This is a genomic window from Mesorhizobium sp. WSM4840 (assembly GCF_055811755.1).
On the sequence record NZ_JBVVQD010000011.1, the window covers coordinates 98,736 to 112,631 of the forward strand.

The following is a 13,896-nucleotide window of genomic DNA, read 5'->3' on the forward strand; positions in this document are numbered from 1 at the left end:
CACCATGACCATGAGACTAGAGATCGACTCGCATCACACATCCTGTGCTATTTATGACAGTGTGACTGAGGCGGTGACATGCTGCAGCATCTACGAGTCCAAGCTCAAGGTTCCGAAGCCGCCGACCAGACGCGGCAGTGGACGAGTTCAATTTGGCTCGCTGTTGTCGTCGGTATCGCGTATTTCCTGGCGGCACAGTTAAGCCTTTCCCTACTCACTCCTGATGGCGTTGCCGTGTTCTGGCCCGCCGCTGGTATCGCCGCGGGCACGTTGATCGCCCTTGGGCCAAGAGCGCGATTGGGGGTTGTGGTTGGGACGATGATCGCCACCATCGCGGCCAATCTCTTGGGTGACCGAGACCTCGGGAGCGCCACCGTCTTCGCCGTATGCAATGGGGTGGAAGCCCTGCTTACAGCTAGTCTGATCGAGCGCTACTTCGGTTCCGGAGTGAGTCTCAACCGCCTGCGCAACGTGCTGGGACTGTTAGGGGCGGCGATCGTCGGTGCCGCTGCATCCGGGATCGGCGGGAGCTTGGGGTTCACTTTATTCTATGGCGCGACGACATCGATTTTTGCCATTTGGCAAAACTGGTTCTTATCCGACGCGCTTGGCATCGTCACGACTGCGCCGCTGGTGATCGGCCTCGCCTCAGCAGCACGCGAGCCGCCGCCGCAAAGCGAGGCAATCGAAGGTCTCTTGGCTCTGGCGGCGGTAGCCGCGATGAGCCTCGTCGTCATTTCCCTGCCAGCGGAGCCTTGGAAAACAGTAGTGCCGATCGCGCTACTATTCCCGTTACTCTTGTGGATAGCGGCCCGTTGCCGTCCGATCTTCGCTTCGGCAGCGGCGTTCATTGTTGCCGTTGCAATAGTGTGGACGACGACGTTTGGAATTGGCCATTTCGGCGACCCGGATCTTCCGGTTGCGGACCGCATCCTTGCCGCTCAAGCCGGCACACTGATGGTTGCGCTCTGCGCATACGTCCTTGCTGCGCTGTTCGCCGAGCGGCGTCAGCACGAGGACGCGCTCATGGAGAGCGAAGCCCGCTTGCAAGAGGCGCTGTCGGCAGGGGCGGCCACGGCGTTCGTTTGGGATGTCCGGACGGGCTCGTCGCTGCGCAGCGCAAACGCCGCGCAGATCCTGGGTTATGAGCCGCGGCAAACGCTGACCGCCGGTAACTTTCTCTCGAGAGTCCATCCGGACGACCGCGGGCGCTTCAAAGCGCTCGTCCGCGGTGTCCGCCCCGAAAGCCCCACATATACCGTAACATTCCGCTTCAAGCGCTGCGACGGTTGGGAAGTCTGGCTAGAGGAAGTGGCCAAGGCCGAGTTCGATGCAATGGGGCGCCTTGTATGCCTCAAGGGCCTCACTGTTGACGTCACCGAACGCAAGCGGTCTGAGGAGCACCAACGCCTGTTGGTCGCCGAACTGGATCATCGCGTCAAGAACTTGCTGGCACGCGTTTCCGTCGTCATCACGGATACGAGCCCGGGCAGTGGTTCGCTGGACGAATACATTCAAGCACTCGATAGGCGCATTCAATCCATGGCCGCCGCCCACTCGCTACTCAGCCAGAATCGTTGGCACGGCGTTGACCTCATGGACCTTGTCCGCCATCAGCTTGCGCCCTACGCGACGGACGCAAACACAACGATCCGTGGCTCCAACTTCACACTCACGGTCGCGGAGACACAGGGGTTGGCGATGGTGCTCAACGAGCTGGCAACGAACGCTGCGAAGTACGGCGCACTGTCGACCAGAAACGGGCGGGTGGAGGTGGTCTGTAACCGCGGGCCTAGCGAGAATGCGACAAACCTGTCGATCGTATGGCGTGAGATTGGCGGCCCCGCAATTGCGGCTTCGCCGCAATGCGGATACGGCGTCAGCCTCATTCGTGATCTTATCCCTCACGAGCTCGGCGGTTCGGTCGACCTCGTATTTGCATCCGACGGCGTTTGCTGCAGAATAGAGTTTCCTGTCAAGGCCGTGACCGTGACAGACATAAAGGGAGCCACTTCCGGCCATCCAGCAGCTAGCGCGACGTCACTTGACGCACCGTTGCAATAAGATGTGCCGCGCTGACGGGTTTATGCAAGATAGCTTCAACTTTGCCCGGTGCTAGCGGAACGACCTCGTAGCCGGTAATGACGATGACACTGATCCCTTGATCTTGCAGACGGTCGATCAGGTCATGGGCGGGCTCGCCGTCTCGGAGGCTAAAGTCGACGAGCGCTACATCAGGGCGGCGTTCGGAGATGAGGCGCTCGGCGTCGGCTGCGGTTGCAACGGGCCCGGCCAAGTCAGCCCCCAACGCGCTAAGCAGCCTCGTCATAGCTCTTGCGAGGTGCCAGGAATCCTCAACCAAGAGGATACGCACGCCCGTCAACGACCCGGCTGTGGGCGGGTCGCGGTGGCTGGGTGAAGTCACCGGCTCCTCAACACATTACATTGGGCCCACCTCTATCCTGAACGTTACTGACCTGCCACAGGTAATTTCCTCCAAACTGGAGTTTCGGCTCTCAAGGAATACGTCGGCTCGACCGGCTTGACTTCAGCTTTGCGAGAACCGCGCTCACGTATCCGTGCTAGAACCGGCTGAAACGTCGTGACCCGCGCTTGCTAGAGATTTCCGCCTCGCGAAGCGCAGGATAACACCTAGCGAAGCCGCGATTGGTATCGCTAGCAAGACACCGATGAAGCCAAACAGCCACCCAAAGGCGAACAGCGCAAACATCATCCAGACTGGATTGAGGTTGACGCGACGACCGATGAGGCGCGGCGACAGCACATAGTCGGCAAGCATTTCACCAACGATGAAGATGCCCCCCACAACAGCGACAGGTGCCCAATCGGGCCAGAACTGGTCCACCGCAACGCAGACGGACACCAAGATCCCGGTGGCTGCCCCGAGATAGGGAACGAAACTGATGAGGCCTGCAGTGATGCCGATCAAAATGGCATGATTGAGTCCGGTCAGCTTCAAAGCAGCGGCATAAATGACGGCAAGAACGAGGCAGATGACGACCTGACCGCGCACGAAGCCGGCAACAGTATCGTGGATTTCGCGCCCCAGCGCCCGAACATCGTCGCGGTACTCCGGAGCAAACCAGCCATCGACCGTTGCAATCATTCGATGCCAGTCAATCGCCAGATAGATGGCGATGATTGGCGTGACGACGAGCAGGGAAAGAAGAGAAATCAAGGCTCTTCCGCTCGACCATAGCGAGGTAACGACGCCGTCGAGCCATTTGCTGCCCACCGTCCTCACGACATCGACAGACGATTGCTCGATGTGAAGATTCTCACCCATGACACTACGCATCCAGGGGCCACTTGCATTGGTCGCAAGGGACTGCAGACGCGTGATGTAGCGGGGAAACTCCTCAACAAAAAATCTGAGTTCGCCAATAATTACCGGGAGCATGACCAACATTACCCCGATAATGCCCACGATCAGCGGCAAGAAGACGGCTAGTGCTGCAAGGGTTCGATTGATCCCGAACCGCTCCAACCTGTCGACCGCCGGAACGAGGAGATAGGCGAGCAATGTGCCTACGACAAATGGCAGCAGAATTTCGCGCAACAGCACCAGCGCAACCAAGGCGACTGCGGAAACCCCAATCCAGAACGTAGCTGGTTGCGCAATTCTCATCGACCTTCTCCCCACATCCCGTTTCGAGCTCAACTGTCGGCCACTTGTTGATCTCGGCGCACGTGTCCTCGGATCCAATGGAGGGGCGACGGTTAGCTTTTCCTTTGTCAATTCTCTATCAAGCTGGCGAAGGCGATCTCACCATCGGTAATGTAATGGTTGACCATTCCGGTCTGCAGACGTGAACCGGACTGGTGCAATACGACCTCCCCGATCACCCGCTTCGTCTTCAGCTGGGTGACTATGTAGTCTCGTTCAGCATTCGTGTCTGAATCGGTAGCGTGTGTCACTTGGAGCGTCAGCCTGGTTAGCGATAATCCGGTATCTCTGGTGCCCGCCCCGACCCACAGGACACGCTGATCGTTCGGCGGTCTATCCGTATTTAGCCAGAAGCTTGCTGCCGTGATATCGTCGCTCGAGTGGGAGAGGCTCAGCGCCCAGAAGCGGATATGATGGCGCTTGCGCGGACTGTCGTTGATGGGCTGTTGAAAACCCATGTCCTGCCTTCGTCCAAAGAGATAGAGCGTGCTGAATGGGGCAGTGGGATACGAAGAGTTGAGCAGGAACGCTCGTACCATCCGCCACGAGCTTGCAACCCCCAAACGATCAGCCGTTGACCAGCCCGCTGCTGCAAATGCATCGCAGAGTTGTTGACGGGTCCCGATCAGGACTAGATTTACTGGATCGCCGGGCAAGCCGTCTCCGGTGATTGAGTATCTAGGAATGAGTCTCCGGTGCAGAACCTTAAGGCCCATTCGGACTACGTTTGGCAAAATGACATAGGCAGCAAGCCCGTAGGTAAGACCTACGGCTAGGACCCATGGAAGTCTGCGGTCCGCAGTATCGAAAACGATAAAGACTATGAGCCAAACGCTGACTACTCCCAGACAGATGATGAGAAATCTCTGGAATAACCGCGTAAGTGTCCTCAAAATTCATTGTCCCGTATGGCGCCAATAGCCTCGGCGTCGACTTCCCGGTTCGTGCCCGGATTCTGCCGATTCAGCATAGCCGCCGTCAGACCATTTCTACCTCACGTTTCGTCGTCACGATATTGCTCTTTGGGGAAGTGCTATCGGCAAAGGTCTTGTTGGTCCCGAACCGCGCGGCCGGTCCATTCGTATGCAAACGTCGATGGAAGGCATTTTTTGGGCGCGAAACAGACGTTGGCGAATGACCGCTTTGACCGAGACCGTGTGAAAACGCGGCTGCGCGCACATCGTTCGGGACGACGGGTTCGCAGGCAGGTTTTGGATGCGGGCCGGTGGCTGGTTCTGATTAGGCGGCAATGGTCTGCATGAGTCGTTTGACGCCGAAGATGTTGATCATCAGCTTCATGTTGTAGGCGAGAACCTGCCTGGCCGACCTCAATCGCGAGCAAGTCATCAAGTTTGGCAGGAACATAATCGAAGAACAGCGTTTGGCCACTGCGGACGAAGGTCCATCCTTCCCTATAATGGCAAATCATCTGGAACCACATTCCGACGCGCCTTCCGGGAATGAATATCGATGATTTGAATTTCCACGATCTGCGCCACGAAGGCACCAGTCGCCTGTTGGGGGCAATGGCAACCCGCGTAACTGAACTCGGCGAGGCCTCTCGACACATACGCTGCACCCTGTTGGGTGTGTGGGTCGTGAAATAACACTCCGGTGCTGGATGAAACGGATGCCCAGAACCCGCCGCATCATTTTATTCGACATGGATTTTCAGCGCCGTGTCGCCGATTTCCCGCCATAACCTCTATTCGCGCGATCGAACCGCTGCAGACATTGCCGTTCTCCGGGAATTGGCCAAGATCGGGTCATGCTGCCTCCTGATCGGCGGCGCGATAAATGCCGTAGCCGACCTTGACGAGCAGACCCTCATCGCACATGCGGGCCAGATAACAGCGGGGAATTCCAATGTCGGTTAGATCGCACGTTCGCACTTCACCCTTTTCGCGTACGAGTGCGACAGCGCGCGCTCTGAGGGATGGCTTCGGCCCGCCGGCCAATCGGGTGCGCTCGGCGCGCTCGCGGTCGCGCTTCCGAATCTTGATAGTGGGCTGTTGCGTAGTTTCGAGGGGGATCGGCAGTTCGTAGTTCGCAGTTTCGTTCAGCCCGGGGAGCCACTTCAGATCAAAATTGCGAACGCCGCTTACACGCGGTTCCACTCCAGAGCCGCTTTCGTACGTGGCGAAAGTCTGTAGGCCGATCCGGCCAATCCAAGTGTCCCTCGCCGATGTGCCGCTGATCCGCCCGACCCACCGCATCGACCGCAGCCGCCTATCCGGCCTGCGTCCGACATGCGACAGGCTGATCATTCGGCCCGCTCCCTTCCGGCCAGCACTGAAACCCGGTGTTAACGTCGTTCGCGGCTTAGAGGATGCGGCCGCAGCTTGAAAGTGTAGGGTACAGCTCGCTGCCAGACAGGGAGGCGAAAATGAAATTGCTTGGGATTGCGCTCTTGTGCACGGGCATGATCAGCGTAGCAATGCCGGCCGTTCGCGCTGAGGATCAGCTTGTTCCGCCTAACCATGTAGAAGCGCCGGAGCCGGCAGTTCATTGCGAAGGCCAAAACTGCCTTCCACCAGCCGATAACCCTGTCGAGGAATGCAAGGGGCAGGATTGCACGCCGGCTCCGCCGGTCGACCCAGGCCCGCAGATTGAACAGGTCGACTGAACAGCATCAGCCGACAACTACGAAGGTGATCGCAGATCCGTGGAGAAGGTTGGATTTCAAGTCCTCTCCCTCGCCAGGATGTACCAATGGGACTAAAGCGCGTCGCGTTTGACCGGCCTCATGCGACGCGCTTTAGGTTTTGTTTTTACGCATGTCGCTATCGCAAAACCGCTGCACACTTTTGCGCGACGTCCGGGAAACAAGTCCCCGGCCGCTCACATGAGTCTGCACAACAGCCGTCCGGAACGTCATGTTGCTGGGTTCCCCAGCCCTTCCACCAGCGTGCTCAAGGCCGCATCCAAGGGCGCCGATCCCACCTTCTCGGGCACCAAGAGCCCATCGATCGCAAGCATGGTCATGCCGTGGACGAGTCCCCAGGCGGCTGCCGCCTGACCTTCTATCGGCCGCTTGCGAATGCTCCCCGCGGCCTGGCCGCGCCGGAGGATTTCGAGGAGAACATCGAATACCGCCAGCGCCCGCTCATTGAGATGCATTCCCACCGCTTTTCCCTCCTCCGCGCTAAACATCAGGCGGTAGAGAGCCGGGTTGTCCGTTCCGAACGCGACGTAGGCACGAGCTATCGGAGTAATTTCGTCGCGCAGAGATTTCGGCGCTTCAGACTTCGCTGCCGATAGGGACTCGCGCAGCCGGTCGAACCCAATCATAGCGATCTCCGCAAGCAGCGCGGCCTTATCGGGGAAGTGCTTGTAGGGTGCCGCGTGGCTTACGCCAGCCCGGCGGGCGACCTCCCGCAGCGTGAACTGCCAACGCTCCTGCATTCCGAAGGGCTCGGTGCATGCGCACCGTATCGGACAGAAGCAGGTCGCGTGTTCCCGTCGCCAGAAGCGTCTGGGTCCAGCCCAACTCGAAGTTTCCGAACAGGGGAGAGACATGGGGATGTTCGAGATCCTCCGCGCCGGCGTAGCTGCGAATGTAGTCCGCGCCGCCGTAGAGGTTCACGTCGAGGAAGCGGTTCGTCTGGTGGCTGTCGCCTGCGAGCGGGCCGGGGTGAACAGTGGATTCATTGGGTTCTCCATTCATCGGAGTCCTTGTCCACCATTCCGAACTCGGGATAAACCTGGCAGAATTGAAATCATATTCCCATCTATGGAGCAATCAGTTGAGCCATTTGAACGACATGGCGCTGTTCGTGGAGGTGGCCAGAGCCAGGAGCTTTCGGAAGGCTGCGGAGGCTCTCGGCATGCCAAACTCCACGCTGTCGCGACGTATCAGCGAGCTGGAGAAGGCGATCGGCTTGAGGCTCCTGCATCGCACAACGCGCAAGATCGAGCTCACCGAGGCCGGTCAGCTTTATTTTGAACGGAGCAAGCGAATCGTCGACGAGGCGCGACTGGCGCACGAACAGCTCGGCGCGGCGTCCTACGGGTTTCGCTCCCGGTCGACCTCGCCACGCTTTACCTCACGCCGATCATCGGCACTATCCCGGCATCACGTTCGAATTCGACCTGACCCCACGCCGCGTCGATTTGGTGGCCGAGCCGTTCGATGTGGCGATCCGCATCGGCAGACTGGAAGATTCCAGTCTGATCACTCGCCTGATCGGGCGGCATTCGCGCTACCTCTATGCGTCTCCTGGCTATATCGAAGCGTCGGGCGAGCCCGCCACACCGGCGGACCTGGCGGAGCATGAATGCATCTGCATGCCGCGGAGCCCGACCTGGACTTTGCACCAGGAGATGAACAAGGTCGATGTCGGCGTTCGCGGCCGCTTCACGCTCAACAGCGTCGGGATGATCCGCGCCCTGGCGGTCAACCACCAGGGCATCGCCCTGCTTGCCGAGAAGATCGTCGCCGAAGACTTGGCCTCTGGCCGGCTCCGACGCATCCTGCCCTAATGGCAGGGGTCGTCGGTCAGCATTTACGCCGTCACCGAAACTCGCCTTATTCCAGCCAAGACGCAGCGCTTCATCGAATTCCTGTCTTCCAGGTTGATGGAGGCTTGAAAATGCGGGCGGCTCTCACCTCTTCGGCATGGGGCGTGCGAGCTGATCTAGAGCGTCGGGCACAGGACCCACTGCGCGCCCGCTCCCCTTGCTACGTCATTCATTCCGAAAGACCGGAATCAAGCTGCCTTAGGAAGGGCCGCTCGATAGCGCCCATAAGCGACTTTGATGAGCAAGCCCTCGTCGCACATGCGGGCTAGGTAGCAGCGAGGAACGCCGATGTCGGTCAGTTCCTTCGCCCGAACCTCGCCCTTCTCCAGGGCGAGCGCGACCGCGCGTTCCCTCAGCGTTGGCCTGGGCCCACCCGCCAATCTAATCCTCTCCGCACGATCGCGATCGCGCTTGCGAATCCGCTTGGTGGGCCCTGGTGTAGGTTTGAGGGCGATCGGCGACTCAAAGTTCGCAGTTCCATTCAGCTCGGGGAGCCAATATTTTCAAACACTTAGGTATCGATGCAGGGTACGCCAATCGGCGTATGCTCGCTGCTGGGCTACATACCGGGCTACAGATGCTGAGTCAGGGGAAGTCGCAGATGTCGACGACAAGATCGCCACGTCCCTCACCGCCCCTGGGAAAGCTCTTGCGATTCACGCGCAAAGAAGCGGCTTTAAATCAAATCAATCTCGCGATCAGACTTTTCATGAGGGGAATTCGCTGGCGGGCGACGATCCTATTCATGGCCAGCTCAATCGTGCCGCTGTCGGTCTCCAGCAGTTCGATCAACGGCACGGCCGATAGCAGTGGTGTCGGCGTAAGGCTGCGGAGATTGGCGTCTAGCGCCGTTGTTGCTCCGGCTACCAGCCCAAAGTGATTATCTGGGACAGCTCGGCGATGTCGCCATAGATCATCGAACCCTTGACGAGAAAACACTTGTCACCGAGGACTTCGAAGAGCGAGCTTGACGCGGTGCAAACCGGCAGGTTCTTCGAATTGGCGTACGTCCCGAGGGGTGCGGTTTCGACCTTACGGTCCGCGGCTTCGGCATAGCCGACGCTGATCGCGAGGATAGCGATAGCAATGAGAGTCGTCTTGCTCATATTTAGCCCGTAGAGCCAGCGGGCTTCTTGCCCTTGGCCTTGCCATAGGTGGCGCAGGGGTAAGTCGCGCCATGCATCAAATTAGCACCGGCCCATATGGGCTTCATCCATCGATTGGATGAAGCGGGCTCATCTATATTAGCCAACTCTTGACGATGCCGCTTGCCGCTAAACGCGCAAGCAACGCGCCTTGGTGATTGAACTCGACAATTTCCGCGGATTGAAACCTGCTACCGCCAAGCGCTCGTGTTCTGCCTCGAGATCATCAACGCAAAGAGCCATGTGGCCATAGCCGTCGCCAAGCGCGTAGGGCTCACCCCTGCCCTTGTTGATCGTCAATTCAAGCTCGAAATCGGCCTTCCGCATTGCAGATAGTCCAATGTGAACGTGTCGAAATCCAACCGGTCCGCAACATCGAGTCCGAATGCGCTTTTGTAGAAACTCACCGACTGGTTCTCTTCTACCACCCGGATCATCGAATGAATTGCTTTCGCCAAAGGAGCCTCCAGTTTGCGGTCGTCTCCGAAATACCGGCGACCGTGGCCCATTGGCTGCAAAAAGGGGTGGCAGCCGGTTACCACGTCGAGAAATTGGCGTAAGGCTGGTTTACGCACCAAAGCCCGATTGCAGTCACTGCAAATGGTTCGGAAAATGCGCTTTAGATGGTACCATCCCGGCGAATGGGCGCAGAAGCCGCTTTCGCCGAGAGCATATCAAACGGGAGGACTTCGCATGTGTAAGGTCTTTGCCGGGCAGGATCCGGAGGGGTATCGGCTAGTCAATCGCTCAGTTCGAATAGGTGGCCATTCGACGAGCATCCAGCTCGAGGCCACTTTTTGGACGCTGTTGGACGAGATCGCCCATGGACAGGGGATGACGGCGCCAAAGTTCCTATCGACGCTTTACGACGAAGCGCTGGAGATCAACGGCCATATCCCGAACTTTGCCTCCATGCTGCGCACTACATGCGCGACAGGCGACCACTCGACGGCGAAGCCGCGGAATTGAAGAGCAAGGTAGCCTGGCCCGCGGGCATTGCTCAAACGCGCCCAGTACCGGAAAATCCCGTGTAGCAGCCACCTGCTACCAGCGACCTGAATTTTAGCGCTATGTGATATCAATGGCGAACTTTGCCGAGGCGGTGTAGGGTTCGCTTCAAGAGAAGAATGAGCCGTATCGACGGCGACGCGGATCGAATCTGGGAGGATTCATGGTCGAGATTATCTCCAAGCGGGATGGCCCGCGGCGCGAGGACGCACAAGTCAAAAGACTGATCGAGCAGAACCGCTCGACCATCGTCCGCCTTGCCGACCAGATCAGCGGTGGCGGCTATTCAGCTTCGCGAAAGCCACGCCAGCAACCCAAGGCGGAAGGCCTGATCATCCATGTCGGTGGCGGCGCGGCATCGGTGGCCGAGGCCAAGCCGTCCATCCAGGTCACCATGAACGGCCGCGTAATTTCGAAGGATCGGAACACCGGCCGTCAACTTCATCACATCGGCGATATCCGCGACCGCGGCGGCGACCAGGTCTTCGTGCTGGCAACAAAGCAGAATGGCTTCTTCTCGCCGGTTGACGAAATCGTTGCCGAGGCGCTTGCCGACATGGACGGATCCCGCCTCGCTGCCACCTATACCGAAGAACAGCTTGCCTTCGACATCGGCGCGAAACTCGGCATCAACTGATCAGGCACACGCCCGGACATCCTTCTTCGCGCCCAACTCGTGCAGTATACGAATGCGACGCATACAGAAATGGCATACCTCAAAGGTTCTGTGATGACTGAATGAAACGCGAGATAGCCCCAATCAGATGAAGATCGATGCCCTTCCGGCGCGTACCTCGCTGGCCACCGGCCAGATGGCTCTGAGCAACATCGACTATGACGAGCGTGCCACCATGCGCGCCTGGGAAAATTTTCTGGCTGACGAACCCAAAAGTGCCCGCGATCCGGTCCACCCAAGCCACGTCCGCTCCCTCATTCACGATTCCTGGTATCGCAGCGCCACCGGCGGCATCAACGCTCAAGGCATTGAAGCGCCACTGAGCAGTGATCGCGACGAGATCGAATATCTGACCCGGGCCAATGCAGAACTACTTTCGGCGGCGCGGCGGTCGTTCGCCTCCCTTGGCCAGTTATTGGACGGGACCGGCGCGATGCTGGTTTTGGCCGACAGCGATGGCGTGCTGATCGACGCCATCGGCGACAAGAAGACGCTGCATGACGGCATGGATATTCACCTCGCCATCGGCGGCAAATGGAACGAGGATGCCGTCGGGACGAACGGCATCGGTACGGCGCTGTGGACCGGTGAGCCGACTTTCGTGCATGCGGCCGAGCATTTCTGCGCCGGGATCAAATCCTGGACCTGCGCCGGCGCGCCGATCCGCGACCCGCTGGACGGCAAGATCATCGGTGTCGTCGACCTGTCAGGCTATTCGCCGATCTTCAGGCCGCACAACACCGCGCTCGTCGCCGCCACAGCCCGGCAGATCGAAAAGGCATTGGCCGAACAGCAGCAGGAACAGCGCACGCGCCTGCTCGAAGCTTTCATTTCATCGGCTCCCAGCTACCGCCGAAAAGACGGGCTGGTAATCGTCGACCATCGCGGCCGCGCTATCTTCTGCAACAATGTGCCTGACGGCGAGACCACCGAGATGATGGACGGCCCGATGGAGCCAGGCCGTGGCCGCTGGCTGATGAACCTTCCGTCCTCCGGCTCCGAAGCCGATCTTGCCATAGCGCTGCCGGCCCATCTGCGATCCTGCCACATCACGCCGCTCAAGCTCGACGGCGACCTCCGCGGCGCGGCACTGGTGTTCCCCTCCGTGCCGGCAGTCTCCAGCGTGACGGTCGTCCACCGGGAAGTGAACAAGCATCTTCAGGATGCTGTCGCGATGATCGTCGGCGAAAGCGAAGCTCTGCAGGCTGCCATCGACGTCGCCTGCCGCGTCGCTCGGTCGGGCAGCGTAACATCGCTGTTGGTCGAAGGTGAAACAGGGGTCGGGAAGGAGCTGTTTGCGCGGCTTGTCCATGCCGGCAGCCGGCGCACGGCAAACGATCCGTTCATTGCGATGAATTGCGGGGCGATTACCAGAGACCTGTTCGGCAGCGAATTGTTCGGCCATGTCGCCGGCGCCTTTACCGGCGCCTCGCGGGAAGGCAAACCGGGCGTTTTCGAGCTCGCCAATGGTGGCGTCCTCAGTCTCGACGAGATCGGCGAATTGCCCCTTGAGATCCAGCCGTTCCTGCTGCGTGTGCTGGAAGAGCGTGTAGTGCACCGCATTGGCGACAGCCGGGGTCGCCCGGTGGATGTACGCCTGGTCGCCTCAACCAATCGCGATCTCAAGCAGGAAATTGCAACAGGCCGCTTTCGCCGAGATCTCTACTATCGAATTGGCGCGGTCTCGATCACTGTTCCACCGCTGCGCGAGCGCGGCGAAGATGTGCTGCTGCTGGCCGAACATTTCAACCGGCAGATCGCTGCTGCAGCAGGAGAGGAGCCGCTGGAATTCTCGCACGAAGCGCTCGATGCCATGCTTGCCTATTGTTGGCCGGGCAATGTGCGCGAACTGAAGAACCTCATCGGGCGGTTGCATGTCCTGGCGCGCGGCCGCGACATCGGACTTTACGACCTTCCCGAGGAGATCACGGCGCCCGGCTCTGAATCGGAAGCCGGATCGAACAGCAGTGCAGCGACCCCGCAGGACGTAGGCACGCTCGTCGAGGCGGAACGCCAGGCGATGAAAAACGCATTGGCAGCCGAAGGCGGCAACCTCAGTCGGGTCGCACGGCGGCTCGGTATCTCCCGGCCAACGCTCTATCGCAAGCTCGACCAATACGGCATCCGCCGCGGTTTCATCTAGAGCCTGTCACCGGCACGAAAGAAGCCCGCGGCATTCGCGCCACGGGGTTGGGATAAGTCAATCACTGAAGCGGTAGCGGGGGTTAGATCAGCTCTTCACGACAGCAGCTGTCACTTTCTCGGAGACGTAGCCGAGACTGTTGCCAATGATCAGCGAAATCACCACAGCTGCCGCGACCTTGCTGATGCCGCTTGGACCCTCGCCATAGGCGGCAGCGCCAAGCAGAAAAAGTGCCGCAGTCGTTGCGTAGCCATAGACCGCTGATGGAATCGCACTCAGCAATGGCAGCTTGGCAGCGAGAATCAGGACTACGATTGAAACGCCGACGCAAATGCCGGCCGTGAGAGCCGTAACACCAATAGACGTCAGTGCTATCAATGCGCTGGCGGCGCAGATCGCTCCCCAAAGGTTTGCAAGCGCCGAATTCTTGAACCCGGCTTCCTTGCCGCCACAGTGATAGAAACTCCCCCAGCCCACAAATACCGCCCAGATCAGCAGATAGGGGTTGCCGATCGTGATCGCTGCCCACGTTGCAATGCCGCCCATAATGCCGATGACGACGGCCAGTCCTGTGATAAGATCCATATTGTCCTCCCATTTTTCCAAACTGCGAAGCAAAGAACTCGTTTCAGGACCGCGCTTCGCTGACGTCCCGATACGGAAAAGCCATGGCATCAGCCGCGGCGCCCAAGAAAGAAAGGCTTGCCGGGCCGGC

General features: G+C 59.3%; 11 protein-coding genes and 3 pseudogenes. 5 read left to right on the forward strand and 9 right to left on the reverse strand.

Translation table 11 applies throughout. The features are described from left to right. Positions 1–78 precede the first annotated feature (78 nt). Positions 79–2,064: an MASE1 domain-containing protein gene (locus AC0L3I_RS16680; RefSeq protein WP_473527593.1), complete on the forward strand. Its 1,986-nt coding sequence runs from the start codon at positions 79–81 to the stop codon at positions 2,062–2,064. Here AC0L3I_RS16680 and AC0L3I_RS16685 read toward each other — a convergent pair. The 6 genes and pseudogenes from AC0L3I_RS16685 to AC0L3I_RS16710 form a co-directional block, all read right to left on the reverse strand. Then, complete coding sequence (locus AC0L3I_RS16685; protein WP_473527594.1) at positions 2,030–2,329, reverse strand: hypothetical protein; 300 nt, start codon at positions 2,327–2,329, stop codon at positions 2,030–2,032. The genes AC0L3I_RS16680 and AC0L3I_RS16685 overlap by 35 nt on opposite strands. Positions 2,330–2,569: 240 nt before the next feature. Beyond that, positions 2,570–3,649 (reverse strand): AI-2E family transporter, encoded by a 1,080-nt coding sequence (locus AC0L3I_RS16690; protein WP_473489501.1) that lies wholly within the window; start codon positions 3,647–3,649, stop codon positions 2,570–2,572. Between the two features lie 107 nt (positions 3,650–3,756). Then, on the reverse strand, positions 3,757–4,581 hold the full coding sequence (locus AC0L3I_RS16695) for an LssY C-terminal domain-containing protein (protein ID WP_473527595.1): 825 nt from the start codon (positions 4,579–4,581) through the stop codon (positions 3,757–3,759). An 873-nt stretch (positions 4,582–5,454) separates the two neighbouring features. After that, a complete protein-coding gene (locus tag AC0L3I_RS16700) occupies positions 5,455–5,955 on the reverse strand; it encodes a type IV toxin-antitoxin system AbiEi family antitoxin domain-containing protein (RefSeq protein ID WP_473489499.1) in 501 nt (166 codons plus the stop codon). Positions 5,956–6,562: 607 nt separating this feature from the next. After that, positions 6,563–7,090 (reverse strand): annotated as a pseudogene (locus tag AC0L3I_RS16705) (TetR/AcrR family transcriptional regulator); the annotation flags it as partial. Then, on the reverse strand, positions 7,005–7,355 hold the full coding sequence (locus AC0L3I_RS16710) for an alpha/beta hydrolase fold domain-containing protein (RefSeq protein ID WP_473527596.1): 351 nt from the start codon (positions 7,353–7,355) through the stop codon (positions 7,005–7,007). The pseudogene AC0L3I_RS16705 and the gene AC0L3I_RS16710, both read right to left, overlap by 86 nt. A gap of 79 nt (positions 7,356–7,434) precedes the next feature. Between AC0L3I_RS16710 and AC0L3I_RS16715 the strand changes: the two are divergent. Next, positions 7,435–8,278, forward strand: a pseudogene (locus AC0L3I_RS16715) (LysR family transcriptional regulator). Positions 8,279–9,072: 794 nt separating this feature from the next. Here AC0L3I_RS16715 and AC0L3I_RS16720 read toward each other — a convergent pair. Beyond that, the gene (locus tag AC0L3I_RS16720) at positions 9,073–9,315 is read right to left on the reverse strand and encodes a hypothetical protein (RefSeq protein WP_258116479.1); all 243 of its coding nucleotides are present in this window, start codon (positions 9,313–9,315) and stop codon (positions 9,073–9,075) included. Positions 9,316–9,487: 172 nt separating this feature from the next. Continuing rightward, positions 9,488–9,812, reverse strand: a pseudogene (locus AC0L3I_RS16725) (VOC family protein); the annotation flags it as partial. A 235-nt stretch (positions 9,813–10,047) separates the two neighbouring features. Here AC0L3I_RS16725 and AC0L3I_RS16730 point away from each other — a divergent pair. From AC0L3I_RS16730 to AC0L3I_RS16740, 3 genes are all read left to right on the forward strand, one after another. After that, entirely contained in the window at positions 10,048–10,323 is a 276-nt protein-coding gene (locus tag AC0L3I_RS16730; RefSeq protein ID WP_473527597.1) for a ribbon-helix-helix domain-containing protein, read from the forward strand. Positions 10,324–10,525: 202 nt separating this feature from the next. Continuing rightward, positions 10,526–10,999, forward strand: coding sequence for a hypothetical protein (locus tag AC0L3I_RS16735; protein WP_473527598.1), 474 nt, complete (start codon positions 10,526–10,528; stop codon positions 10,997–10,999). A gap of 127 nt (positions 11,000–11,126) precedes the next feature. Beyond that, complete coding sequence (locus AC0L3I_RS16740; protein ID WP_473527599.1) at positions 11,127–13,181, forward strand: sigma-54-dependent Fis family transcriptional regulator; 2,055 nt, start codon at positions 11,127–11,129, stop codon at positions 13,179–13,181. 87 nt (positions 13,182–13,268) lie between these two features. Here the strand turns inward: AC0L3I_RS16740 and AC0L3I_RS16745 are convergent, their stop codons facing one another. Continuing rightward, the gene (locus AC0L3I_RS16745; RefSeq protein WP_473489254.1) at positions 13,269–13,856 is read right to left on the reverse strand and encodes a DUF1097 domain-containing protein; all 588 of its coding nucleotides are present in this window, start codon (positions 13,854–13,856) and stop codon (positions 13,269–13,271) included. Positions 13,857–13,896: the final 40 nt, after the last annotated feature.